The sequence below is a fragment of the Amycolatopsis sp. NPDC023774 genome (assembly GCF_040639695.1).
In the GTDB taxonomy this organism is placed as follows: Bacteria; Actinomycetota; Actinomycetes; order Mycobacteriales; family Pseudonocardiaceae; genus Amycolatopsis.
Map to the genome: position 1 here is coordinate 1 of NZ_JBFAAJ010000057.1, position 23,998 is coordinate 23,998.

Consider the following 23,998-nt stretch of genomic DNA (forward strand, 5'->3'; position numbering starts at 1 on the left):
AGAGCTCATCCGGCACCAGCCGCAGCGACAACCGATCCACCATAGTCAAGATCATCGCTCACGAGCGACCGATCACCACGTAAGACACGCTCTTAGTTCGAGCACGTGCGAAACCGACCGCCGGACGCTCGGTCGAGGCCGGCTCATGAGTGCTCGCTACGACTATGTGGTCGACGGCGGGGCGCGGCCGGGTGAGTGGTGGCCGCACGTCTGTCGGAGGCCGACTGACAGTCGCGTGTTGCTGCTCGAGTCGGTGGCCCCGATTCCAAGGCGGAAATCTCCGAAGCGCCCGCGTGGCCCTCTCTCTGGGCACCGAAGGCGACTACGGCTACCGCACCGTCCCGCAGCTGGCACCAGCAACTGATCGACCCGAACTATCTGAGGGCCGAGCGCGACGTGCTGCGCCTCGTCGACGCTGTCGCCGTGGCTCGCGAGGTCGCCGCCGCGCACGATTCCCGCCCACTCGAACTCGCGCGGGCTCTGCTGGTCGCGGGCATCCGGGCCAGGGCGCAGTTCCTTCCCGCGCCACGCATCGAACGGGGCATGACCAATGCGTCGGCGACTCGCAGGCCGCGCACACCGCGCAAACGCAGATCGAGGTCGACGACCGCGTCGGGGCCGGTGCCCATCGCGCAGGTGCCGACCGGGTGGAAGTACGTGCCGGGAGGTATCGGTGACCGCGCATCGCCTGCGTCAACACCAATGCGGCAACGATCATGATCGGCGAAAAGGCCGTCGACCTCGACCGCGGCTGCGGGGTGGCCGGTTCGCTGAACTGACGCGCCGCGGTCGGTCGGGCACAGGGAGCGCGCCGCCGGCGGTCGACGCGGCGCACTGCGGAGGCCGGCCGTGGCGAGATCGCGTCGGCTGAACGGCTGTTCACTCCGCAACGCCGGCCGAGCTGCGAGGCGTCGCTGGGCGCGAGGTCGACCGTCGGGGCACGAACGAGGTCACGACGCTGCCGGTAAGACTTCGAGACGGACCGACACCAACCCCTTGCACGGATGACGCGGGTCGCAGCACGCACCCGCTGAGCCGCATAGGGGAGGGTAAGGGATGAGGGACGCTGAGCCGGCAGCCGGAGACCTGGAGCTGGAAGCTCTGCGCGGAGACGCGTATCAGAAGCGCGTGGGCACTCGGGTCTGTATGCCGGTGGGTGTGGTCGCTCCGGGCACCTGACCGACCACACCTGTCAGCCGCGTGATCGGCTGCGGAATGACGTGGTGTACCTGGTGCGCGGCTCGCGCAACCACTCTTCTGTGAGTGCTGCTCGCGGTCGAGAATTGTTTCCGCCACGCAGTGGATGGCAAGCGAATTGATGTCTTGCCGGAGCGATGACAAGCAGATTGGTGCCATTTCGGTTCCGCGACAAGCTCATTGCACGAGCCGCTGAGGGAGGAGGAAGCCCACTATGTGCGTAACCCCTGCACTCACCGTGCCCCGCAACGCCGATGCGGTCCAGATCGTGCACATCCCGGTTCCCGAAGATGTGGATTTGCCTCCGCTGCTCACCCAGGCTGATTCATGGGTGGGTCATTACCAGCGTGTCTTGCTCAATGTCCGATCCGGCGAGATGTCGTTTTTTTGCGCTGACTGGCGGGTGTACGTGCCCGTTCTCGGAGATGAGGATCGCGGGGTTTGGAAGTCGCAGTACCCCGGTGAGAGTCCGGTCAACTCCATGAATGCGGCCACCCGGCCGATTCCGGAGTTGCTGATGTTCTTCATCGACACCTGGACCCGCGTGGATTTCCCCGCTGCGGGGCGTTCGTCGACGCCCGCGTGGGTGTACCTGACTCGCGAACAAGGCGACGCGTTCGTGGCTTCGCTCGTGCCGCTTGCGCAGCAGTTGGTTGACAACCTGTTCCGAGTGCCCGGCACCGACGACCTCGAATGGTCTGCCGAATCCGTGGCGGCCGCGCGGTTGATCGATGCCGCGTGCAGCCGATACCACCAGGGACCGCGGGGTGTCGAGACGTCGCCGGCGGGCCTGATCAATTTCGCTGATGCCGTCGTGGCAGTGCCGGGGTTGGTCCGAGGTGAGTGGGCCGAGATGGAAGACACCCTGCTCGACGACGCGGCCGACGTGCTGAGTAGATCTCGGTACCACCTCGACGGGCAGCTTCGGGAGGGGTCCGGGAGGCCGCGCGACGAAGGCGGTGGCATCGGGTTGAAGGTGTACGGAGCGCGGGCGTGGCTCTACGCCTACCGCGCTCGCGAGGCCGACAACCGGCCGATTCTGGATGCGGCTAGGTGGTTCGCCGAGCCTGCGCACACCTTGATCGGCCGGGTGACCGCGGACCACGACGACGAAGCCGTCTCCGTGTTCGCCGAGTGTGAGCGCACCGCCGCCCTGCGGGACGGGGTCAAACTGGTCGGCGTCGAAGGTGCCGCGCACGCCTACCGGGACGAACTGCGGTCCCACCTCATCGACGACGAACTGACCCAAGCCCGCGAGGCCGTCGAACGGCTGCAGCGTGCCAAAGCGGCCCGTGCCGCACTTCTCGCACAGATCATCAGCTGGGGCGATGCGCGGTACCACAGTGACAACGACGCCGAACTGGGCCGTCGTGCCGGGATGACCCGCCAGGCGGTAAACCAGCTCCGCAAGGCACTTTCCGACGACGTCGACAGCGGTGATTGACTCCGATGCGGCGGGCCAGACCGATCTCGTGGAAATGACAATGCGGCGATGTCTTCACTCGATGAGTCAGTCAGGCGGGGCTTCTCGACCGGACGCTGATGTCGTAAGCCGGTCGCGGATGCAGGACTTCTCCGCCATGTTCGTTCCCGGCGGTTAACGGTTGCGGCATGAGGAAGCGGATTGACTTCGGCGCGGATGGCCGAATTGCATCGCGGGGCACGCAGGCACAGGCAGGTGCGATAATCTGTCGCGGTGGTGGAACCGGAGAGCACAATGAAGCCTGTCCGGCTGACGGCGCGGGGTGAGGCGACCCGCGCTCGGATCGTCCGCGCGGCCGTGGACGTGATGACGGTCAAGGGGGTGGCCGCCACCACGCTCGACGACGTTCGTGCGGCGAGTAGTACCAGCAAGTCACAGCTCTATCGGCACTATGCCGACAAGGACGCATTGGTCCAGGATGTGATCGAACATCAGGCCGAAGACCTGCTGACCGCGCAGGGGGAACAGCTGCGCCGGCTGGACTCGGTCAGTGGGCTCGAGCGGTGGCGTGATGCGATCATCCAGCGGAACACGCTGCGCAGCAGGGCTTATGGATGCCAACTCGGCTCGCTGGCGTGTGAGCTTTCTGATCAGAACGAGCGGGCTCGATCTGCTCTGGCCGGCCACTTCGAAACCTGGCGCGGACTGATCGCGGATGGTCTGCGGCGGATGCGCGACGCGGGCAAACTGCGCTGTGACGCCGATCCCGAACGGCTCGCCATCGGCTTGATGGGCGCACTCGAAGGCGGGTACTTGCTCGCGCAGACCGAGGGGGACATCAAGTCCATGCGCATCGCGCTCGACATGGCCATCGACTACATCCGTACTCTCGAAGTCTGAGTCGCCGGTAACGGGATACCGCGGAAGCGAACGATCTGTGGTAGTTGACGTAGTCCGCTCGACGTGAGTGCCGACCTGCCGGCCATCCGAACCGGTGAGAAAAAACGACCTCGATGACACGCGGCAGAGAGGACTGTATAGTCACACAATGTGATCAACAGCCGCTGTCAGCCCGCAGCTGCGAAGCTGTGCTTGCCGCGTGGCTCGGTGCCGGAGTCACCACGATTGATGGCTACGACGGCAGTGTGCGGACATCTTGGCCGTCGGTCGGCGTCCGGGTAGGCGGTACCCGGCACGGTGAGTTGACCGTCCGCGTTGAATCCGTCTCGAGTGGACGGTCGCCGTCGATTTCGCTTGGTGCAGGTCTGTCACCCCGTCGTCGGCTGGTCTTGTTCCGGTTCATCTGAACCGTCGGCTTCGGACTCCTGTAAACTCAATATTGCGTCTTGGCGCTGAAGGAGAAATTTCGTGAGCGAAGACTTCGAAGGCCGCAAGCTTGTTGTCGTCGGCGGCAGTAGCGGAATAGGCCTCGCCACGGCCGAATAGGTGATCGCCGGCGGCGGCAGCGCCGTGATCACCGGTCGGAATCCGGAAAAGCTGCAAGCGGCAGTGGAAGCGCTGTCTAAGCACGGTAAGGCATGGGGCATCGCCGCGGAGCTGACCGACCGCGCCCAGATTCCCGAAGCGCGCAGGCGGATCGCCGATGAACATGCCGACGCCAGCTTGCTGGTCAACGGGGCCGGCATCTTCGTCCCCAAACCCTCCACCGAGTACGACGAAGACTTCTACGACTCATTCCACGAACTGAACCGTGCGATGTTTTTCATCACCCGAACCGTCGTCGCCGGCATGCTCTCCGCGGGCAACGGAGGGTCGATCGTCAACATCGGCGCGATGTGGGCGCACCAGGGGATCGCGGCAACGCCGCACACCGGCTTCTCCGTGCAGAAGGGCGGCTTGCACTCCCAGACGAAGGCACTCGCGATCGAGCTGGCACCGCATGCCATTCGGGTCAACGCGGTCTCACCCGCAGCGGTGCGGACCCCGCCGTACTACCGGCTGGTTACGAGGCGCACCTCGAGGACCCCGTGAACAGCTTCGCGAGCATGCATCCGCTGGGCCGGGTCGGGACCGTGGAAGACGTCGCGAACATGGCGTCATTTCTGCTCTCGGAAAAAGCGAGCTGGATGACCGGCGCGATCGTCGACGTCGACGGCGGTGTCATGGCCGGGCGCAACTGAACCGCGGATGCAGAAAATTCGGCACTAGGAGGTTTTTCATGGTTCCCTCGCAGATCGTAGGTCGGCTTTTGGTTGGCGCCGCGCTGGCCGGCGCGACAGCGTGTAGCTCTGCTGCCCAGAGCACGCCGGCCGCGGTGACGGGCACCACCGCGGTGGCAAGCACGGCAGCTTCGCCGCCCCAGGTGAGTGTGTTGCTGCAACAGGCCCTTCCGAACGCTGAGGGCAAGACGTTCACGTCGCAGATCGTGAACTTCCCGCCGGGCTCGGCCGCGCCGCCTCATCGCCACGGTCAGGCTTTCGTGTACGCCTACGTGCTGGAAGGCGATGTGCGAAGCCAGGTCGACGACCAGGCAGCAACCACGTACCATCAGGGGCAAACCTGGTTCGAACTGCCCGGCGCCCACCACGTCGTCGCGGCGAATCCGAGCACGACCAAGCCCGCCAAGCTGCTGGTCGTCTACGTTTCCACCACCGGAGACCCGCTCCAGGCCAACGACCCGCACCACTAGCCGTCGGTGCCGACCCGACGCGAGCCACCAGAGGCAGGAAGATCTGCCCACTCCGTGCGGCTAACGGAGGACTCCGTGTGTCAGCACGGGACGGCGACCGGCAGCACAGTCGGTGACGAGTCGCCGCCCGGAGAGGGGAGAGAATTGTGACCGACATCCGGCAACCCGCCACCGACCTCAGCCTGGACGAGGTCGCCGAGCTGTCCGCGCAGCTGCGCGTCGACTCGATCCGCAGCAGCACCAGCGCGGGCTCCGGCCATCCCACTTCCAGCATGTCCGCGGCGGATCTGCTCGCGGTGCTCGTGGGCCGGCATCTGCGCTACGACTGGGATCGTCCCGGAGCGGACACCAACGACCACCTGATCTTCTCGAAGGGGCACGCGTCCCCGCTGCTGTACTCGGTGTACAAGGCTGTCGGTGCCATCGCCGACGACGAGCTGATGTCCGGTTACCGGCGCTTCGGCTCACGTCTGCAAGGCCACCCCACGCCGATCCTGCCGTGGGTCGACGTCGCCACCGGCTCGCTCGGGCAGGGGCTGCCTGACGCCGTCGGTGTAGCCCTGGCCGGCAAATACCTGGACAAGCTGCCTTATCGCGTATGGGTGTTGTGCGGCGACAGCGAGATGGCGGAAGGGTCGATCTGGGAAGCGCTGGACAAGGCGAGTCATTACCGGCTCGGCAACCTCGTGGCGATGGTCGACGTCAACCGGCTCGGCCAGCGCGGGCCCACGGAACTCGGCTGGAACGTCGACGCCTACGCCCGTCGCGCCGAGTCGTTCGGCGCGACGGTGGTCTCCGTGGACGGCCACGACTTGCCGGCGATTGACCAGGCGCTTCACGCCGCGGGGGCGGCCGGCGACCGGCCGACAGTGATCCTTGCCAAGACCGTCAAGGGCAAGGGCTTCTCCGAAGTCGAGGACCAGGAGGGCTGGCACGGCAAGGCGCTGCCGGCCGAGATGGCCGAGCGCGCGCTCGTCGAACTGGGCGGTGAGCGGAATCTGCTGGTCCGCGGCCCGGTGCCGGCCTTCGACCGTGGACCCGAATTGCGGTCGGCGGGCGTTGCTACACCGAGGCCTGCTTACTCACTGGGTGAGAAGGTGGCCACCCGGAAGGCGTACGGCGACGCACTGAAGTGGCTGGGCGGCATCCGTCCCCGGGTCGTCGCCATGGACGGCGAGGTCAGCAACTCGACGCACACCGACGAGTTCGCCCACGCCTACCCGGACCGCTACTTCGAGATGTACATCGCCGAGCAGCAGCTCATCGCGGCAGCCGTCGGACTGAGCGTGCGCCACTACGTGCCGTTCGCCTCGACGTTCGCCGCGTTCTTCACCCGGGCGTACGACTTCATCCGGATGGCGGCCATCTCCGCCGCGGACATCCGGCTGGTCGGCTCACACGCCGGCGTCGAGATCGGCGCCGATGGCCCCTCGCAGATGGGGCTCGAGGACCTCGCGATGATGCGCGCGGTCCAGGGCTCCACGGTCCTGTACCCCAGCGACGGGCCGAGCACCGTGGCGCTGACCAAGGAGATGGCCGACCGTCCCGGCGTCTCCTACCTGCGCACGACGCGCGGCGGATACCCGACGCTGTACTCGGAGGACGACGAGTTTCCGATCGGTGGCGCCAAAGTGCTGCGTTCCACCGACGACGACGTGGTGACGCTGATCGGCGCCGGCGTGACCCTGCACGAATGCCTGGCCGCGGCCGACGAGCTGGCGCGAGAGAACATCGCCGCGCGGGTGATCGACCTCTACTCGGTCAAGCCGGTGGACACCGAGACCCTGATTGCCGCGGCTGACGTCACCGACGGACGGTTCGTGGTCTCCGAGGACCACCACCCGGAGGGCGGACTCGGGTCCGCCGTCGCCGACGCGCTCTTGGCGAGCGGGCTGACACCGCTGCGGATGAAACACCTCGCAGTGCGGGAAATGCCAGGCTCGGGCTCGGCGCACGAACTGCTGGACGCGGCAGGGATCTCCGCGTCGCACGTCGCCGGTGCGGCACGGGCGCTGCTGGCCTGAACGCGGGCCGGGAGGTGGATGCTGCTTCGAGCATGCGCCGAGTCGGCCAGGGGTACTGGAGAGTCTGCTCAATGTCGCTGCGGTCGGCCTCGACCGGGCACAGCGACGTTGAGCAGAACCTGGCGCCACCGAGGGCTCGGCCAGGTGCGCCGGGGAGCACTCTGGTGCGCTGCCAAGGAACCTCGTTTCACGCCCCTCCGGATCCGCCGGCAGCGGCGATGATCTGGGTCGCGCCGGCGACGTCGAAGTACTCTTCGATTCGGGTGATCTTGCCGCCGCTGACGGCGAGGTACATCGCGATGTCGAGAGCGCACTCCTCGCCGTCGGGCAGCTGCCCGCGCAGGACGTGCTGTGGGAAGACCCCGCCTCCGACGTCGACACGGCGTGACACGTCGAAGCGCAGGCCGCGGATGGCCGTGCTGAACAGCCGGAGGACGGCGAGATTGGCTTCGCGGCCTTGTTCGCCGGCACCGTCGTTGTGCCAGATCACCGCATCCTGGGCGTAGAGGGCACGCACGGTGTCGATGTCGCCACGTTCGACTGCTTGAAAGAAGTCGTCTACGACGGAGATGTTTGTCTTGGTCCCAGGCATGGGTGCCACCCTCACGGTGTGAAGCGGCCGCGATCGAACCTATCGACGCCTTCTGGACTGTATAGGCCCCTAATCGGTTCGCTCCCGCTGGAAAAGCCGGTCGAAGCTGAAGGCAAAAGCGTCAACAGGCGAGAGGGCCAGCAGCAGGGCCGCCGCCGCGGCGGCGAAGACCGAGGCGCTCAGCGGAGCTTTCCAGCCCAGGAACAACCCCATCGACACACCGAACACCGCCAGCAGCGCCGTTGCTGCCCCGGCAGACCAGCGCACGAGGACGCCGGTCAGCAACGTCAGACCCAGTAACGATTCCGCGGCCGTTGCGCCCCACGCGGCCGCGCCGGTGAGCCCCTCGGGCACGTACGGTGAAAGGCTGTGCGTATAGGCGGTGTACGCGGCGAAATTGCCCCACCCGACCTGTCCGGTGTGCGGCGGACCCCATCCGCCGAACCGATCGGCGACGGCCGAGAGGAATCCCGCGGCCAACGCGAGGCGTGCGAGCACGGTCGCGGCCGACCACACGCGTTCCCCCCGGGCGATGGAATTCGGGGACAGTGTGCCTCGTAGCTTCCGGGATCCGCACTGTTCCCTCGGTCTGTGACACCATCAAGTCTCCTTTGTGGACGATCTGCGTGCACCCCGATGCTAGGCAGGGCGCGGCCGGAACTGAAACCCCCGAAAGGCGCTGATTGATCTTGAACCTCGTCACAGGTATCGCGTCCCGATCCGCCCCCGTCAAGAGGACTGTATAGTCCAGTGTGGGATGGGCGGACGTTGCCGGAAGCCCGCGGAGTCAGCGTCATCATGGCGCCGCGGGTGGGACGTTCGGTCGAAGACCGGTCCGACACGGATCGGGGCGGGCTCCTCCTGGATCGAGACACGGCGAGACGCCTGGTGAAGCCGCGGCGTGGTTCAGAACCTCAGACGAAGAGAAAGGCGTGGCTCGATGTCCAACGTGTCACAAAAGGCCGGCGTCGCGCGACGGGGGGCAACACGCAGCTTGGCGTTCTTGTCCGCGGTGGTCGCGCTCGTGGCCTCGTTCGCCGCGGTGGGCTCGACGATCCCGCTGTTCAACATCTACCGGGCCGAGGACGGGTTCACCAACGCGGATATCTCGATCACCGTCGTCGTCTACTCCGTCGCCACCCTCAGCACACTGCTGGTGCTGGGACGGGTGTCCAACCACCTGGGGCGACGACCCACTTCCCTCGCCAGCCTCGGTCTGCTCCTGCTGGGCTGTGTGCTGTTGTTGAACGTCCACCACGTCGGCGTCTTGATCGCCGGTCGCCTCCTGATGGGCTTCGGTGCCGGCGTGGCCAGCAGCAGCCTCACGTCCTACATCGTCGACGCCGCACCGGCCAGGCCCGCTTGGTTGGCGTCCGTCGCCTCCAGTCAGACGGTGATGCTCGGCCTCGCCGTCGGCGCCATCGGTTCCGGCGCGCTGGTCCAGTTCGGTCCGTGGCCGCGTGATCTCGGCTACCTGGTGGTGATCGGCCTGCTTCTCGTCTCTGCCGCGCTCATCATCGTGAGCCCGGAAACCGCCACTCCGACGCCGGGGGCCTGGCGATCGCTGCGGCCCCGGGTCCGCGTTCCGGCCAGGGTGAGGCACCTGCTCCCCGTCGCGGCGGCGGTGCTCCTGGCCACCTGGGCGACCGGGGCCTTCTTCCAAGCCTTCGTGCCGGCGTTGGTCGAAGACCAGCTCCACAGTCAGAGCCCCCTCATTTTGGGACTGGTGTTCGCCGCGTACATGGGGCCGAGTGTTCTCGGCGCTCCGCTGGGTGGCCGGTTCACGCCGGCGGTGGCCCAGCGCGTCGGTATGATCGGGTTCCTGGTGGGGATGATCGGCATCATCACGGCGATCGCGGTCGGTGCGCTGGTGCTGTTCTTCGCCGCGACGATCGTTGCCGGCGCCAGCCAAGGCATCGCCATCAGCTCCGCCACCCGCGGCCTGCTGGAGGGCAGTGACGTGGCCGACCGGGCACCGATCTTCACGGTCGTCTACATCCTCTCCTACTGCGGCGCGACGATCCCCGCCCTCATCGCCGGCCGGCTCTCCGCGTCCTTGCCGCTACCGCAGATCGCTCTCGGGTACGGCGGCCTGGCCCTCATCGCCACCGTGTTCACCGTCCTCGCCGCCCGCAATCCCCACGCCGGCACGACCGGTGCACTGCCGGGACGGTAGACCGGCAATCAGGTTGGGCCGCAGCGCCCGGCCCGGCCCGTCAGGTCAGGTCGACTCCGACGTGAGACCCTCGCGGACGGCGAGCAGTGCGGCCTGTGTCCGTGAGCCGACGCCCAACTTGGCGAACAGGTTGCGTCCTGAGGAATGAGGCTGGCCGGCCACCCCCGAGAACGAGGTACCCGCCACCATCGCCTCGCGATCCTGGACGGGACTCAGGACGTAGTCCGGCGCTTGGACATCCCGGAGGCTCCGCCACTTCAGCCATTCCGCCTTGTCGATCGGCTTCGCCGGATCGCCCGTCACCACGTACGTACAGGTGTGCGTGTCGTCGATCGGGACGTAGAGAAAGCCCAGGTTCATCGGGGGGATCAACGCCTGGAACGGCATGATGAACGGTGTGACGCGCACGTAGGACTGGCCTTCGTGCTCACCCTTGAGTTTCCGGATCGTCGCGTAGTGGAAGCCGAACTTCGTGTCCTCGACCTCGAGCAGCGGAGCGTCGTCGGTCGTCGGGAAGCGGTCCCGGCCGATACCGTCCGGGTCGTATTCGCCTGTCCTGGCGAGGGCGATCTCGGTTTGGTGGAGCAGGCCGACATGGGATGAGTCGATCTCTCCCTCGGTCCCCTGGATGAAGTTGCCCCTCTGAACGGCCTTCGTCGTCGCGAGGTGGCCGGGCGGCACGTTCATCCAGACGTAGCTCGGCGGCGGGGGCTGCTTGTCCGCTGGGCCCAGGTACACCCAGACGATCTGACCGGCCTCGTGCACGGGGTGCGCCGGCGCCCGAAGACGGTTTCGAAACCGTGAGTCGAGGAGATTGGGTGTCTCCTGGATCGTCCCGTCCGCCCCGAATTTCCACCCGTGGTACAGGCAGCGGATGCCGCAATCCTCCACGCGGCCGATCGCCAGGGAAGCGCCGCGGTGCATGCATTTCTCATCCCGCACGCCGACGGCTCCGGCGGAATCACGGAAGACTACGAAATCCTCGCCGACGAGGCGGAACTTCCGGGGAGGTCCGTCGGGCTCCGCGACGTCGCTCGAGAGGCAGATCGGCAGCCAGTACCGGCGCAGCAGCGCACCCATCGGCGTTCCCGGCCCGACGCGGCAGAGATAGGCATTTTCCTCGGCGCTCAGCATTGCGGCTCCTGTTCCGGCGTTCCCGCCCAGGTGATGGCTGTCTTGTCGCCTTCGAGCGAATGATCGACGACGACATCGAGGTTGAGCAGTGCCAGTGGGTTTCCTCGGGACAGTTCGGCGCGTTTGACGAGCGCAACGGATTCGTACCCGGAGGGACTGACGCGCAACTGCGCCGGCTTCGTCCGGCCGTCCCGGTACCCATTGAGAATCGCGACGCAGGCACCATCCAGTAAATGGACGATCGAGGCCATTGAGTTCCTTCCGTCAACCACTGGATCGAACTTAGGACGGGCGCGAGAACCCGGCAATCGAGTGTTTTCCTCAGGTGTCACTCAGTCATTCACTGCAGTGCCTACGTCATTTGACGTAGGCTGTTTGTCGCCGATCTTCAGCGGACCGGCCCGGCGCGTGGTGCGCGGTGGCTGCGCCGTGGCGCAGCGCGCGGAGAGAGCTCGAGGAGGCGGACCACCCGGTAGCGATGCGGCTGCCACGGCAGGTAGAACGCCTCGATCTCGTGCTGCGCCAGCGGACGGCCGAGCAGCGCCGTGCCGGTCATCCGGCCCAGGTGGAAATCGCCGAGCGGCAGCGCGTCGGCGTCGCCGAGCGCGCGGTGCCCGACCTGCGCTGCAGTCCACACTCCGATGCCGGGCATCGCTTACATCAGTTGATACGCGCGAGCGGGGTCACCGGCGGCACGGTTGAGCTTGGCCGCGTGCCGTGCGGCGAAGATGACGGTCTTCGAGCGGTGCAGGTCGACGCCGGTACGCCGCCATTCCCAGATCGGAAGGTTCGCCCACACGTCGGGCGAAGGCATGACCCGCATCGGGCCGGGCGCCGGACCCGGTGCCGGGCCGCCGTGCGCGCCGACGAGGCGCGTCCAGGCGGCTTGAGCGTCCAAACCGACCACCCGCTGCTCGAGAATCGCCGGGACGAGGGCTTCGAGCAGCCGTCCCGTGCACGGAACGCGGAGGCCGGGCAGCCTGCTCCAGGCCCGCTCCAGAACGGGATGTGCCGGTCGGAAGTCCTCTGGACGGTCGTGTTCGCCGAGCTCGGTACGGATGTTCTCGACGAGTTCCGCGGCGCCGGGCCCCCACGCGTCGACATTCAAGTCGTCCAGGCGCTGTTGCCGGATCCGGTAGGTGACCGGCCCGGACGGGGTCAGTGCTGTCCGCCACAGGGTCCCGTCGGCTTCCTCGCGGTGGGTCGGATCGTGGCGGCCGCGCCTCAGGCTCTTGAGCGTCAGCTTCGCGTTGACGGGAAAGGCAGGCTGCCAGTGCAGAGAACAGTCGGGTGGCAGGTCGATGGTCCTCTCCCTCGGGTGCGCAGGAGCAAGGTCCGTCAGATGGCGCGAGGTGTCCTCGCCAGTGGACTTAAAAGTTCATTGACTGTCAACCAGAGAGCCGCATCACCGGTAACGCCAACTTGCCAGAGAGTGTCCGTGCTCGAGTATCTGGTCTGTATAGTCCAGTCTAAGGTACTTCGTCGCGACGAGGTCCGGAACTCGGCGCCGCTGGCATAGCCCCTCGCGACACACGGCACCAGGTCCAACGCAACGGGCGCCACCAGCCACGCCGCAGCCAACGCAGGCTCACCGCTTCGGCGGAACTCGGGAGCAGTAAGAGGCGACTTGAGCGCGACGCTGACCACTCACACACCTACCGGAGGTTGATTCGCTGTGTCACGACTGAACGCACCCGCTCCAGAAGACGTCCCCGCCGGCTCGCGGCAGATACTCGAGGGGGTTGGTGCGCAGCTCGGCTTCGTCCCGGACATGTTCAAGGTCATCGCGTCGAACCCGACCGTGCTCGAAGTCGTCACGACCCTGCAAAGCACCTTGAGCCGGGTCCTGGACGCGAGGACGCGGCACAGCATCGCGCTGGCCGTGTCGGAAGCCAACGGCTGCGATTACTGCCTGGCAATGCACACGTACGTGTCGTCCGAGTTCGGCGGTATGTCGAGCAACGACATCGCTCTGGGCCGCGCCGGGAGCTCGGTCGACCCCAAGCGCGCCGCTGCCGCCAATTTCGCTCGGCGGGTGGTCGACAGCCGCGGACAGGTCAGTGACGAGGACCTCGCGGGTGTGCGAGACGCCGGGTACACCGATGCGCAGATCTTGGCGATTGTCACCGTCGCGGTGCAAGCGCTGCTCACGAACTTCATCAACAACGTCAACCAGACCGACATCGACATCCCCGCGGTCGACGCCGCCGGCACACCCGGCTGATCGCCACAGTCGCCGTCAAGGCGGCGCACACAGCCCGGTAACGCCTCACAGCCCCACGATCATCCACGAAAGGTGCGAAATGCCGGGTTCCGAGCTCTATGAGAAGTTCATGGCGCTGCACACCCGCGACGGTGGCTTCGTCATGCCCAACGCCTGGGACGGCCTCTCGGCGCTGATGCTGGCCGATGCCGGTTTCGAGGCGATCGCGACGTCGTCGGCAGCGCTCGCGGCGATGCTCGGCCGACCCGATGGCCGCCACGAAGTCACCCGCAGCGAGCACCTCGCGCATGCGGGGCTGCTCGCCCGGCTCACCGGGCTGCCCGTGAACGGGGACTTCGAGGACGGTTACGGCGACACGCCTGAAGACGTCGCGGCGACCGTCGAGGCCGCCGTCGAGTTCGGCCTGGCCGGTATCGGCGTCGAGGACACCTCCGGTGATCCCGACCAGCCGATCCGCGACTTCGACGAGGCGGTCCATCGTGTGCGCGGCGCCGTCGATGCGGCAAAGGGACGCATCGCCGTGACCGGGCGCACCGACAACTTCATCCAGGGGCGACCCGATCTCGACGACACGATCCGGCGCCTCACGGCTTTCGCCGAGGTCGGCGCGGATGTGGTCTACGCACCGTTCCCGCCCGACCTCGACGCACTCGAGGCGATCGTCACCGCGGTTGCGCCCACGCCGGTCAACGTCCTCGTGTCCCCTTCGGACAAGGTGCTGACGGTCGCTGAGCTGCAGAAGGCCGGCGTCAAGCGCATCAGTTTGGGTCCGTTCCTCTACGCCAATGCGATGGCGGCACTCGAACAGGCCACCAAGGCCCTCGTCGCGGGGGACCTCGCGGCCGCCACCAAGGGGCTGGGCTTCGACCGGATCGGCGAACTGATCGCCCGCGGCAAGAACTAGCCCGAACTCCCCGATTCACCGCTGTTCACCTATCGGTTGCCACCAGAAAGCAGATAAACATGGATCTCGAAAAGCTCATGAGCCAACACCTCACCAGGGCTTTCGATGGCAGCAAGACCATCCCGGACGAAACCCTTCACCAACTGCTGAGGTTCCTCCGGTCCGCGCCGACCTCGACGAACATCCAGCCGAACCACTTCTACGTCCTCGCCTCGGCGGAGGCCAAGAAGCAGCTCGCGGACAACTTGGGCGAACGATTCCAGGACAACGGCTCGAAGATCCTGAACGCGTCGCACACCATCATTCTCACCACCCGGGCGGATGTGCCCGACAGCCACCTCGACGAGGTGTTCGCCAAGGAGACTGCCGACGGCCGGTTTCCCAACCCGGAAAAGAACGCGATGTGGCAGTACATGACGCGGGACTTCCTGAATCTGCGCACCTACGCCTACAAGGATCTGAACCACTGGATGGAGAAGCAGACTTACATGGTCCTGGGCATGACCATGATGGCGGCCGTCGAGCTCGGCGTCGACGCCACTCCGCTCGAAGGGTTCGACCCGACCAGCGTCGACAAGGCGTTCAAGATCCGGGAAACCGGGCACACCACGACCGTGCTGCTCGCGCTCGGCTACCCCGACCGGGAAAAGGCGTACAAGGGCCCGATTTCGCGCCTCGAGGCAGACCGGCTGTTCACCTTCATCTGAGCAACCCCGTCCGCGATCCTGGGCGATAAGGAAGTGCGGCGGCCGGCGTCGACGAGATCCGCAGCCACGCCAAGGCGGGGCTCGATCTCGTCGACACCGGCCAAGTCCACTCCCGCCGAGCTGCTACCCATTGACGCCGCCATCGGCGACATCGCCGGCCTCGTCCTCGCTCTCGCGGACCACCTCGGCATCGAGCGATTCGCGTATGCCGGCATCTCGATGGGCGGGGCCGTGGGGTTGTGGCTCGCGGTGCACCACCCCGATCGCGTCGCCTCGCTCATGCTCGTCTCCACGTCGGCTCGCTTCGGCGAGCCCGACCGCTGGCACGAACGCGCCCACCTCGTCCGAACCGAGGGCATCGGCCTCGTCGCGGATACCGCTCCCGGGCGGTGGTTCACCCCGGGCTTCACGGCCGACCCCGCGGCCCAGATGCTGGTCGCCGACCTGCTGGCTACCGACGCCACGGCCTACGCCGCAAGCTGCGATGCGCTGGCTTCCTTCGATCTGCGTGCCGAGCTGTCCCGGATCATCGTGTCCACCCTGGTGGTGCCCCCGTGCTGGCCACGCTGCGCGGCCATCTCGACGGCCGTGGCGAGAAACATGACACGACTGTCCCCCGTGACGACGGCTCCCGCTATGCCGCGGGCATCGCCGTGCGCAGGGCCGTTCTGGGCGTCGCCCACGTGGATCGGGCGATCGCCAGGACGGGCGACCCGCCGATGCATGACGCTCACGGCGATGATCGCCAACGGTCACCAGGAGCAACTCGTCATGCACTCCGCGCCGCGCTGCGGGACGGAATCACTCCCGTGGAAATCCAGGAAGTGCTGCTGCAATCAGCCATCTACTACGGGGTGCCTGCGGCCAACACCGCATTCACCACTGTCCTGAAATTCTTTCACGGTATGGCGGTGGGGGAGCGCGCACGCACGACGTTGTATCCAGGGCCGGCACTCTCTGTTGATCAGCGTCGTAAGACGTCAAGATCTCATGCCGCTAATACCAGCGTACTGAAAGAACTGTTCAGGCGAAGACCGGATGCAGAGAGGTGCTTGATGAAAGCGATCGTGGTGACGGACGAGGCCGCGGGAACGGCCGGGATGAAGCTCGTGGAACGGTCCGAGCCGGCCGCGGCGGGGAACGATGTCCTCGTCGAGGTTCACGCGTCGGGATTCACCCCGGGCGAGCTGTCGTGGCCTTCGACCTGGACGGATCGCCTGGACCGGGATCGCACGCCGTCGATCCCCGGGCACGAGGTGGCCGGCGTGGTCGCGAGCCTGGGCTACGGCACCGCGGGGTTGTCGGTGGGCCAGCGGGTGTTCGGTCTCACGGACTGGACTCGTGACGGCACGCTGGCGGAGTACGCGGCCGTCGAGGCGCGCAACGTCGCGCCGTTGCCCGGTGATGTGGACTTCACCGTCGGTGCGAGCCTCCCGATCTCGGGCCTCACCGCGTGGCAGGGGTTGTTCGTGCACGGCCGGCTCGAGGCGGGACAGAGCGTTCTGGTGCACGGCGCGGCCGGGGGAGTCGGGTCGATGGTGGCGCAGCTCGCGCGTGAGGCGGGTGCTTACGTGGTGGGCACGGGGCGTGCGGCCGATCGTGCGACGGCCCACGATTTCGGGGTGCAGGAGTTCGTCGATCTGGAGAACGACGCGTTGGAGGATGTCGGCGGTGTGGATCTGGTGTTCGATGTTTTCGGTGGTGACATCGGGTCGCGGTCGGCGGGTTTGGTTCGGGCCGGTGGGACGCTGGTGACGATCGCCGGCCCGCCGGAGTCCCGGCCCGCCGAGGGTCTGGCGGTCGACTTCGTCGTCGAGGCCGACCGTGCTCAGCTGGGTGAAATCGTGCAGCGGGTGCGCGACGGTCGGGTGCGCACGAACATCGGCACCGTGGCGAGCCTCGACGACGCCGTGGCCGCGTTCAACCCGACCGAGCGGAAAAAGGGCAAGACGATCATCCGCGTTCGCCCGTAACGACTCGAAGACCAAGACGGATGCCACCTCACCGCCAGACGGCCTGGCCTGAACGGTGATGGGCCGACCGGTGCTGCGCGGGTTCGGGGGCAGGGTCAGCCTGATATCTACTGGCTTGCTCACCGATATGGAGGCGCTATGAGCGTTGCGGGGGTGCCCGGCTCGAAGGTCGTACTGCCGGGTGGCGGCGAAGACATCGGAATGGGGCTGTTCGGAGTCTCGTTCAAACTGTTGAGCCGGGACACCGACAGTGCGATTTCGATCGTGGAACATCCGTTTGACGTCGGCGCGATCGTGCCGGTGCACCAGCACACCCGCGAGGACGAGTACTCCATCGTGCTCGAAGGGGAAATGGGCTTTCGTTCCGGTGACCGCGAGGCGGTCCTCGGGCCTGGCGGGTACATCACCAAGCCGCGGCGAGAGATGCACACGATGTGGAACGCCGGCGCCGTGCCGGCCAGGATCATCGAGATCATCTCGCCCGGCGGCTTCGAGCAGTACTTCCACGATCTCGCCGACCTCCTGACGGATGACCGGCCCGAGCCGGATGCGATCGCGGAACTGGCCGCCAGGTACGGGCTGACCTTCGGCGACCCCGCCTGGCCGGACGGAGTGGTCCGACGCTACGGCCTCGTCGACCCGTGGCACGTTTTCGATTCGACCCGCGGGGGTTCGAGAACCACGGCACCAGATCGCGCAGGGGCGACCTGGTCTTGCGGCATCAGCAGCGACATCCGGTCCGCAGGAGTGGAGGCGTGCCGCGGCAGGAGCAGACTGCTCGTGCTCCCGGATTGAACCGCACCGCAGCTGTGGCGCCGACCGCTGTCAGGCGTACTGCGCCGACCGAACCGCGCCGAGGGCCCGCCGACGTCGTCCCAACCGCCGGCGGGCCCGGCAGCGCGCCCGGCCGACCCCGATGTCGTTAAGCAGCCGCGCTCTGGTTGTCCTGCTCGGTGTGCCCGTAGAGACGGGCCGCGCCGTGGTCGCGGGCCGCCTGGGCGACGTGTTCGACCAGCAGCCGGCCTCTACCGTGGCCGCGCGCGGCCTCGTCCACGAACAAGTCCTGCAGGTAGCACGAACGGTTGGTGTGGAGCAGGTAATGCGCGATGCCGACCACTCGTCCACGTGCCAATTCTTCCCAGCGGAAGTGGTCTTCCGCCTGCAACGGGCTGACCTCGATCACTCGATCATTGCGGGTGGGGACTGTCCGAGGCAGGACCGAACGATGCCAGTGGATCTTACTCGTAAGAATCACCGAAGTGCGGGTGCTAACCGTCCAGGACTGAAAACGGACAAGTCGGCGCCCGGCACCCCAGGTTCGTGGCGAGCACCCGCGAAATGACAAGTCTCGAGGCATGGCATGAGCAACTGCGACGCACTGGCTGAGTTCCTCCGGACCGATCCGCGAGACGTGGGTTGCGACCTCGCGCTCGACGCGCTTCACGCCTATACGGAAATGATGGCGGCCGGCGAGAGCCCCCAAGAGCATTACCCGGGGCTGGCGACCCATTTGCAGTCGTGCTGCGCCTGTTCGGGAGATCACGAGGCCCTGTTGCGCGCACTGCGTGAATTCGGCTCCGACGAATCGCTCTGACCAGCGTCCTGCCACGGTCTGGCCCTCGATTGAGAAAGAGGCGACAACACGTGGAATCCGGTTCCCGGCGTTCGCTGATCGCATGGTCACCTCCACCGGGTGGAATCGTTTCCTCGATAACCGGTGAGCGGGTGCCGGCGTCGCATGCCCGGCACCTGTTCACCGACTGGTCCAGACGTGCGGTACGCCGCACCGGGGCAGAGGGGCGCGCGGTTCCGACGGAAATCGCAAAGGCCGGGTCAGCTGCGTACTTCGCTCGACAACGGTGGCGTGACAGGCCTGTCCAGTCCGGAACGACACCGAGAGGAATGTGCCCTCAAATGATCGAGCGACACGTCGAGAACTGTCGCCAGCTGGCCGGGGTCGCGTGTGGTCCGGGCGAGCAGGAACCCGCCCTGCAGCGCGCCCATGATGGCGGTGGCGATCGTGTCCGGGTCGGCGCCGGTGTCGAGCTCACCGCTTTCCTGGATGCGCCGGAACGCTGCCGCGAGAAGGCTTTCCCATGCCGCGAACCCCTCGACCAGAGCGCGGTGACCACGGTCATACCGTCCGGCGAGCTCGCCGATGAGCGACCCGATCGGGCAGCCGCCGGTGCCGCCGCTGACGCGGTTGTCCTCGACGAGCTTGTCCCGCCAGGCCTGGAGACCGGCGAGTGAGCGCACCCCCTCCAACAGGGGCTTCTGCTCCGCCAGCACGCCTGCCACCTGGGCGTGGACGACCGCCTCGAAAAGCGCGTCTTCGTTTTCGAACGTCTGCTTCAGTTGTGCCTCGGGCACACCGCTGGCCGCTCCGACTTCGGCAAAGGTGATTTCCCCGAGCTGGCGCTCGCGCAGCAGGTTGATCGCCGCTGTCACAACCAGCCGGTGCGGCTCCGGGGCATCCTCGATGTGCATCCCGGTCTGGTCACCCGACATACCCCGAACACTAGCGGACGTGCCGCGTGGAGTACACCTCGACCCGAAGCTCTCTGGACTTTCAGGTCCACTGTTCGGCGCGCAGTGGCTACGCGGCCAGGAAGGTGCGGACGTGGCCGATCGCCATGTCGAGCGTGAGCTTCATGGGGTCTGTGGAGTGGGCCGTCTGCGCGAGCAGGTACCCACCCTGCAGTGCGGCGACGAGAAAGGTAGCGAGCTTTTCGGGATCCGCGTCCCGTCGGAGGACACCAGAGGCGCGCATGCGCGTGAGCCCCTCGGCCAGAAGCTCCTCCCAGATCTCGAAGTACTTCGCGAGCATCGAGCGGGCTTCTTGGTCCCGATCGGCCAACTCGGCGGCCAGCGAGCCGATCGCGCAGCCGTAGGCCCCGTTGCGAAGGGAGGCGCGCTGGATGAGCGCGTCGCGCCAGCGTTCGAGGCCGCGGATCGAGTTCAACCGCCGGAGCTGGTCCTCCTGGCCCGCGATGAGCTGCGCGCCCTGGGTGGCCACAACCTCGCGCACGAGGGCCTTCTTGTCGGGGAAGTGGTGGTAGAGCTGCGACTTGCTCGTGCTGCTGGCGGCCCGGACGTCGTCGAGTGTGGTCGCGGCCACTCCCTTGACCCGGATCAAGTCGACTGCCGCCTGTACGATGCGGGTGCGGGTCGCCGCGCCGCGGGCGGTCAGCCGGGTTTTCTGCGTCGTGCCCTCCGGTTCGTCCACGGCCGTCAGGTTACCGCACTGTGTGATGAGCGACCTATCACCAGCTGGACCGCACGGTCCGCGTGAAGGAAGCCATCGGCTCCGTGGTGAGCAGGCAGGGTGCATGCTGTCGGGACTCGTCGCGCGCTGCGTGGGGACGAAGCCGGCGTTCGGCTGCCCGGCAGAAGGCGGCGAAGCCGCTGGGGACACGGCATCCGCCCTGGTAGTCGCGCTGGTGCCACGCGGTTGGTCGGCAGGGAACGCGCGGCGAACCGCTGGGTGGCTCGCTCGCGGCGGTAGGGTTGGCACGTGGTCTCGTCGGGCCGAATCCCCGAGTTTCGCTGCCGCCCCCGGTCGACCTTACCGATTCCTTTCGGCGGTAGTCCGCCGCGAATCGCGTCGCCGGATGGTCGGGCGGCGCCCACGGTGATCGCCCAGATCGAGGCGCCCGACACGATCGCCCCGAGTGCGGCGTCGACCAGGCTGACCAGCCTGCGCCGCGGTGCAGCCGTGTCCCCCTGACCTTTGTCGGCAGTTCGACGATCACGCTGTGGTGGTAGACGCTTTGCTTGGACCTGAAGGTCCAGTATACGGTGACATCATGCTGGACCGTGAGGTGATGCTGCTCCGATGCCATGCCCGAATTGCTGCTAGTCAAAACCGCCGTTACTCGAAAACTTTCGCAACCTCGGTCGCCGCCAGTGGGGGCAACGCCCGAGCGTCGAGCGTCGGTGAAGGACGAAATAAAGGACCTATTAGTCCAGTAAACGGTCCGCGGGTTAGCGTGGCTGCTCTGTCGTGCCGGGCGGTCGGGTCATGACTGGTGAGTTCACCGGAGACGGGGCGACGTTCGAGTCCGTGGCCGACGGCGCCGCGAGGCGACGGGTCATGGCCGCGGTGGTGGACCTGGTGTGCCGGCGCGGGCTGCGGGCCGCGGAGCTCGGCACGGTGGCCGACCTGGCGGGGGTGAGCGGAGCGTGGCTGCGCGGATACTTCGCGGACGTAGAGGCGCTCATCGGGGAGGTGGTGCGGATCCAGGTTCGCGACGTCTTCGAGGGTCCCGGCCGCCGGCTGATGGCGGCGGTCAGCGCCGAAGACCTGTACCGGTGGCGTGATGCTGTGACCGCCCGCTATCGCGCCACGTGGATCTCCGCCGGATACCCGCTGGGGATCGTCGTCCACGAGGTGACCGGGCGCGAGGGTCGGGTCAGCCGGGCTCTGGCGGCGAGTCTCGGGCCGTGGCAGTCGGCGCTCGAGGGGGCCTTCGAGCGGCTGCGCGAGCGCGGCGAACTTGCGCCCGGGTCGCGGCCGGCGGAGTTGGCGACCGCGGTCATGGGGGCGCTCGTCGGTGCGATGGGTCGGTGCCGGAAGGCAGGCGCATCGGCGGATGTACTGGAGCCATTCGACCTCATGCTCCGCCACGTCCTGGCCGCGTCGGGTCGATGATCGGCCGGCGACCGTACTGGCCCGACTGGTCCTCGCTGACCTCGGCGGATGGCTGACCCTCCGGCGGCTGTCGAGTCCGTCGTCGCAGGTGCGTGTGCGGTAATCTGTCATCGTGGCAGAACCGGAGCACACGGTGAGGGCTACCCGGCTGACGGCGCGGGGTGAGGCGACGCGTGCCCGAATCCTGCAAGCCGCGGTCGATTTGATGTCCGTCAAGGGCGTGACCGCGACCACGTTGGACGATGTCCGCGCCGCGAGCGGCACCAGCAAATCGCAACTTTATCACCACTTCCAGGACAAGGACGCCTTGGTCCAGGAGGTCATCGACCGTAGGGCGCACGACCTGCTCGCCTGGCACGAGGACCAGCTGAGTCGGCTGAACTCGATGCGTGGCCTTGAACGGTGGCGGGACGCGGTCGTCCAGCACAACGCCCTGCGCAACGGTGCGTACGGCTGCCCTCTCGGCTCGATGGCGAGTGAGCTGTCCGACCGGAACGAACGAGCGCGTTCGGAGCTCGCCGCGCACTTCGAGCGGTGGGAAGGCCTGATCGCCGAAGGTCTGGAGCGGATGCGAGTCGCCGGCAAACTGCGGCAGGACGCCGATCCGCAGCGGCTCGCGATCGGGCTGATCGGAGCGCTCCAAGGCGGATACCTGCTCGCGCAGACCCAACAGGACGTCGCACCCATGAAAGTCGCGCTGGACATGGCGATCGACTGCATCAGGGCGTTCAAGGCCTGACTTCGTCCCCGTTCGTCCAGCGCCGCAGACTGGACTTGCCGGACCACTTCTCAGTCGACGAAACCGACAGGTCGGCTTGCGCTGTCTCTCGACGGTGGTGGCGAGCAGGCGATGGCCTCGTCGATGGTGTGGGGTGCGATATTGCCGTAGCCGATCACCACACCGTCCGGGCTCGGGTCAGGGTTGAGCTGGTAGCGGGTGATGGAGGTGAAGGCGATCCCGAGGGCTCGGGCGCGCGCGGTCGACTCATCGGGGTGGGTGTCGTCGAGTGGGGTGGCGAGCGTCTGGACACCGGCAGCGGTCCCGACACAAGCTGCAGCGGCGCACGATGCCGGGTGATGGCCAGTTCGAATGCTTGCCGAGCTGTTCGGTAGCGGCTTCGGGCGGCGCGGATGTGCCGGTCGTAGTCGCCGGGTTCGACGAGCCGGGCGCGCGCGAGCTGATCTAGAGTCGGGCTGCGGTGATCGGCGAGAACTTGTTCGGCACCAGCTCGGCGTGCAGCTCGGCCGGGCTGACCAGCCAACCCAAGGGGACCGCCCGGGCGAGCGTCTTGCTGGTGGATCCGGAGTAGACACGGTCGGGCGGCCGGCCCCGCAGACAGCCGACGGCGCGTCGATCGAAGCGGAACTCCCCGTCGTAGTCGTCCTCGACGACGATCGCGCCGCATCTCCCCGCCCACGCCAGCACCGCCTCCCGGCGGGCGGAGGCCAGGATCGCGCCGGTGGGGAACTGGTGGGCCGGAGTGGTGAGCACCGCGTCGACGCCCCGCTCGGACAGTCGATCCACGAGGATGCCGTCGGGATCGACCGGGACGGGCGGGACAGCTGGCCCGGCCTGGCGCAGGATGGACGCTCGGTGAGGCAGGCCGGGGTCCTCGATCGCGACGGTCTTGGCACCTCAGGCGCGCAGCGTATGGGCGCGCAAGTGGAGACCTTGTGTGAAGCCCGCGCAGATCAACAACCGGTGTGGGTCGGCGTCGACGCCGCGGACCCGACCGAGGTAATCGGCCAGCACTTGGCGCAGCCGAGGATGTCCGGCGGGGTCGGGGCAGTCCAGATCGGAATCCGCCGCGGTGGCCAGCGCGGTGGTCCGCGCACGCCGCCCGAGGCGGCGGGGGACTGCCGACAGCGTCGGAATCCCGGGGCGCATGGCCTATCGGGGCACGACCTCGGCTGACCGGAGTGCGTCAGACACCTCGATCGTCGGCGGAAGAGAAAGGCCGGAGACGCAGGTGCCCGACCCCGGCCGGCTGACCAGATAACCTTCTGCGCTCGGCTGCGTGTAGACCTCGACAACCAGGCGCCGGGAGATTCCGAGGTCTTCGGCCAGTACCCGGCCGGCGGGCAACCGCTGGCCGACCGCTCCGCACCGCCTCGCGCAGGGCGCTCTCGAGCTGAACCCGGCGTGGTCGCCAGGGCACCAGCGGTTCGATCGCAGTAAGAAGTCCATTCCGGAAGTGGTACCCATTTCTCTCGAGTAATTGGCCTCGAACACGTGACCAAACCGCGACTAGTGTCGTGTGTCTGAAGTAATTTTACGGTTGATTTTGGTGATGATGTCGTCGTCGGTGGCGGTCCAGGTGAAGGGTTTGGCGCGGTCGTTGT

Annotated in this window: 26 protein-coding genes and 3 pseudogenes; 17 read left to right on the forward strand and 12 right to left on the reverse strand. The window is 67.2% G+C overall.

Annotation, left to right across the window (positions count from 1 at the left end; translation table 11 throughout):
• Positions 1 to 374: 374 nt before the first annotated feature.
• Positions 375 to 659: pseudogene (locus AB0F91_RS44870) on the reverse strand (GMC oxidoreductase); the annotation flags it as partial.
• A gap of 776 nt (positions 660 to 1,435) precedes the next feature.
• Here AB0F91_RS44870 and AB0F91_RS44875 point away from each other — a divergent pair.
• From AB0F91_RS44875 to AB0F91_RS44900, 6 genes are all read left to right on the forward strand, one after another.
• Positions 1,436 to 2,641 carry a hypothetical protein gene (locus tag AB0F91_RS44875; protein ID WP_360608240.1) on the forward strand — a complete coding sequence of 402 codons (1,206 nt, stop codon included), beginning with the start codon at positions 1,436 to 1,438 and terminating at the stop codon, positions 2,639 to 2,641.
• Positions 2,642 to 2,893: 252 nt separating this feature from the next.
• Entirely contained in the window at positions 2,894 to 3,520 is a 627-nt protein-coding gene (locus AB0F91_RS44880; protein ID WP_360608242.1) for a TetR family transcriptional regulator C-terminal domain-containing protein, read from the forward strand.
• 546 nt (positions 3,521 to 4,066) lie between these two features.
• Positions 4,067 to 4,612, forward strand: coding sequence for an SDR family oxidoreductase (locus tag AB0F91_RS44885; protein WP_360608244.1), 546 nt, complete (start codon positions 4,067 to 4,069; stop codon positions 4,610 to 4,612).
• Positions 4,609 to 4,761 (forward strand): SDR family oxidoreductase, encoded by a 153-nt coding sequence (locus AB0F91_RS44890; protein ID WP_360608246.1) that lies wholly within the window; start codon positions 4,609 to 4,611, stop codon positions 4,759 to 4,761. The genes AB0F91_RS44885 and AB0F91_RS44890 overlap by 4 nt, the downstream gene beginning before the upstream one ends.
• 38 nt (positions 4,762 to 4,799) lie before the next feature.
• A complete protein-coding gene (locus AB0F91_RS44895) occupies positions 4,800 to 5,270 on the forward strand; it encodes a cupin domain-containing protein (RefSeq protein ID WP_360608248.1) in 471 nt (156 codons plus the stop codon).
• 146 nt (positions 5,271 to 5,416) lie between these two features.
• Positions 5,417 to 7,294: a transketolase gene (locus tag AB0F91_RS44900; protein WP_360608250.1), complete on the forward strand. Its 1,878-nt coding sequence runs from the start codon at positions 5,417 to 5,419 to the stop codon at positions 7,292 to 7,294.
• A gap of 187 nt (positions 7,295 to 7,481) precedes the next feature.
• Here the strand turns inward: AB0F91_RS44900 and AB0F91_RS44905 are convergent, their stop codons facing one another.
• Entirely contained in the window at positions 7,482 to 7,886 is a 405-nt protein-coding gene (locus AB0F91_RS44905) for a nuclear transport factor 2 family protein (RefSeq protein ID WP_360608252.1), read from the reverse strand.
• 69 nt (positions 7,887 to 7,955) lie between these two features.
• Entirely contained in the window at positions 7,956 to 8,402 is a 447-nt protein-coding gene (locus AB0F91_RS44910) for a hypothetical protein (protein WP_360608254.1), read from the reverse strand.
• 496 nt (positions 8,403 to 8,898) lie between these two features.
• Here AB0F91_RS44910 and AB0F91_RS44915 point away from each other — a divergent pair, with 496 nt between their 5' ends.
• Positions 8,899 to 10,062 (forward strand): MFS transporter, encoded by a 1,164-nt coding sequence (locus tag AB0F91_RS44915; protein WP_360608285.1) that lies wholly within the window; start codon positions 8,899 to 8,901, stop codon positions 10,060 to 10,062.
• 45 nt (positions 10,063 to 10,107) lie between these two features.
• Here the strand turns inward: AB0F91_RS44915 and AB0F91_RS44920 are convergent, their stop codons facing one another.
• The 4 genes from AB0F91_RS44920 to AB0F91_RS44935 all read right to left on the reverse strand — a co-directional run bounded on the left by AB0F91_RS44920 (position 10,108) and on the right by AB0F91_RS44935 (position 12,304).
• Positions 10,108 to 11,196: a Rieske 2Fe-2S domain-containing protein gene (locus AB0F91_RS44920; protein WP_360608256.1), complete on the reverse strand. Its 1,089-nt coding sequence runs from the start codon at positions 11,194 to 11,196 to the stop codon at positions 10,108 to 10,110.
• A complete protein-coding gene (locus tag AB0F91_RS44925) occupies positions 11,190 to 11,447 on the reverse strand; it encodes a hypothetical protein (protein ID WP_360608258.1) in 258 nt (85 codons plus the stop codon). The genes AB0F91_RS44920 and AB0F91_RS44925 overlap by 7 nt, the downstream gene beginning before the upstream one ends.
• A gap of 137 nt (positions 11,448 to 11,584) precedes the next feature.
• A complete protein-coding gene (locus AB0F91_RS44930) occupies positions 11,585 to 11,848 on the reverse strand; it encodes a hypothetical protein (RefSeq protein ID WP_360608260.1) in 264 nt (87 codons plus the stop codon).
• A gap of 3 nt (positions 11,849 to 11,851) precedes the next feature.
• Positions 11,852 to 12,304 (reverse strand): hypothetical protein, encoded by a 453-nt coding sequence (locus AB0F91_RS44935; RefSeq protein ID WP_360608262.1) that lies wholly within the window; start codon positions 12,302 to 12,304, stop codon positions 11,852 to 11,854.
• A 693-nt stretch (positions 12,305 to 12,997) separates the two neighbouring features.
• Between AB0F91_RS44935 and AB0F91_RS44940 the strand changes: the two genes are divergently transcribed.
• The 7 genes and pseudogenes from AB0F91_RS44940 (at position 12,998) to AB0F91_RS44970 (ending at position 17,799) form a co-directional block, all read left to right on the forward strand.
• Positions 12,998 to 13,420: a carboxymuconolactone decarboxylase family protein gene (locus tag AB0F91_RS44940; RefSeq protein WP_360608264.1), complete on the forward strand. Its 423-nt coding sequence runs from the start codon at positions 12,998 to 13,000 to the stop codon at positions 13,418 to 13,420.
• A gap of 109 nt (positions 13,421 to 13,529) precedes the next feature.
• Positions 13,530 to 14,324: an isocitrate lyase/phosphoenolpyruvate mutase family protein gene (locus tag AB0F91_RS44945; protein ID WP_360608266.1), complete on the forward strand. Its 795-nt coding sequence runs from the start codon at positions 13,530 to 13,532 to the stop codon at positions 14,322 to 14,324.
• 59 nt (positions 14,325 to 14,383) lie between these two features.
• A complete protein-coding gene (locus AB0F91_RS44950; protein ID WP_360608268.1) occupies positions 14,384 to 15,031 on the forward strand; it encodes a nitroreductase family protein in 648 nt (215 codons plus the stop codon).
• A 33-nt stretch (positions 15,032 to 15,064) separates the two neighbouring features.
• Positions 15,065 to 15,295, forward strand: a pseudogene (locus tag AB0F91_RS44955) (alpha/beta fold hydrolase); the annotation flags it as partial.
• A gap of 455 nt (positions 15,296 to 15,750) precedes the next feature.
• A pseudogene (locus AB0F91_RS44960) lies at positions 15,751 to 15,897 on the forward strand (carboxymuconolactone decarboxylase family protein); the annotation flags it as partial.
• 189 nt (positions 15,898 to 16,086) lie between these two features.
• Positions 16,087 to 17,004, forward strand: coding sequence for an NADP-dependent oxidoreductase (locus AB0F91_RS44965; protein WP_360608287.1), 918 nt, complete (start codon positions 16,087 to 16,089; stop codon positions 17,002 to 17,004).
• A gap of 138 nt (positions 17,005 to 17,142) precedes the next feature.
• Positions 17,143 to 17,799, forward strand: a complete 657-nt coding sequence (locus tag AB0F91_RS44970) for a cupin domain-containing protein (protein ID WP_360608270.1) — start codon at positions 17,143 to 17,145, stop codon at positions 17,797 to 17,799.
• A 127-nt stretch (positions 17,800 to 17,926) separates the two neighbouring features.
• On the opposite strand, the gene AB0F91_RS44975 is transcribed toward AB0F91_RS44970, so the two are convergent.
• Complete coding sequence (locus tag AB0F91_RS44975) at positions 17,927 to 18,187, reverse strand: GNAT family N-acetyltransferase (RefSeq protein WP_360608272.1); 261 nt, start codon at positions 18,185 to 18,187, stop codon at positions 17,927 to 17,929.
• 177 nt (positions 18,188 to 18,364) lie between these two features.
• On the opposite strand from AB0F91_RS44975, the gene AB0F91_RS44980 reads away from it, so the two are divergent.
• Positions 18,365 to 18,598 (forward strand): hypothetical protein, encoded by a 234-nt coding sequence (locus tag AB0F91_RS44980; RefSeq protein ID WP_360608273.1) that lies wholly within the window; start codon positions 18,365 to 18,367, stop codon positions 18,596 to 18,598.
• A gap of 239 nt (positions 18,599 to 18,837) precedes the next feature.
• Here AB0F91_RS44980 and AB0F91_RS44985 read toward each other — a convergent pair whose 3' ends face one another.
• Positions 18,838 to 19,512, reverse strand: coding sequence for a TetR family transcriptional regulator C-terminal domain-containing protein (locus AB0F91_RS44985; RefSeq protein WP_360608275.1), 675 nt, complete (start codon positions 19,510 to 19,512; stop codon positions 18,838 to 18,840).
• A gap of 88 nt (positions 19,513 to 19,600) precedes the next feature.
• Positions 19,601 to 20,230 carry a TetR family transcriptional regulator C-terminal domain-containing protein gene (locus tag AB0F91_RS44990; protein ID WP_360608277.1) on the reverse strand — a complete coding sequence of 210 codons (630 nt, stop codon included), beginning with the start codon at positions 20,228 to 20,230 and terminating at the stop codon, positions 19,601 to 19,603.
• A 795-nt stretch (positions 20,231 to 21,025) separates the two neighbouring features.
• On the opposite strand from AB0F91_RS44990, the gene AB0F91_RS44995 reads away from it, so the two are divergent.
• Both AB0F91_RS44995 and AB0F91_RS45000 read left to right on the forward strand, forming a co-directional pair.
• Positions 21,026 to 21,655 (forward strand): TetR/AcrR family transcriptional regulator, encoded by a 630-nt coding sequence (locus AB0F91_RS44995; RefSeq protein WP_360608279.1) that lies wholly within the window; start codon positions 21,026 to 21,028, stop codon positions 21,653 to 21,655.
• Between the two features lie 112 nt (positions 21,656 to 21,767).
• Complete coding sequence (locus tag AB0F91_RS45000) at positions 21,768 to 22,394, forward strand: TetR/AcrR family transcriptional regulator (RefSeq protein WP_360608281.1); 627 nt, start codon at positions 21,768 to 21,770, stop codon at positions 22,392 to 22,394.
• 444 nt (positions 22,395 to 22,838) lie between these two features.
• On the opposite strand, the gene AB0F91_RS45005 is transcribed toward AB0F91_RS45000, so the two are convergent.
• Positions 22,839 to 23,180, reverse strand: coding sequence for a hypothetical protein (locus AB0F91_RS45005; protein ID WP_360608283.1), 342 nt, complete (start codon positions 23,178 to 23,180; stop codon positions 22,839 to 22,841).
• A 366-nt stretch (positions 23,181 to 23,546) separates the two neighbouring features.
• A complete protein-coding gene (locus tag AB0F91_RS45010) occupies positions 23,547 to 23,861 on the reverse strand; it encodes a GntR family transcriptional regulator (RefSeq protein WP_360608289.1) in 315 nt (104 codons plus the stop codon).
• Positions 23,862 to 23,998 lie beyond the last annotated feature (137 nt).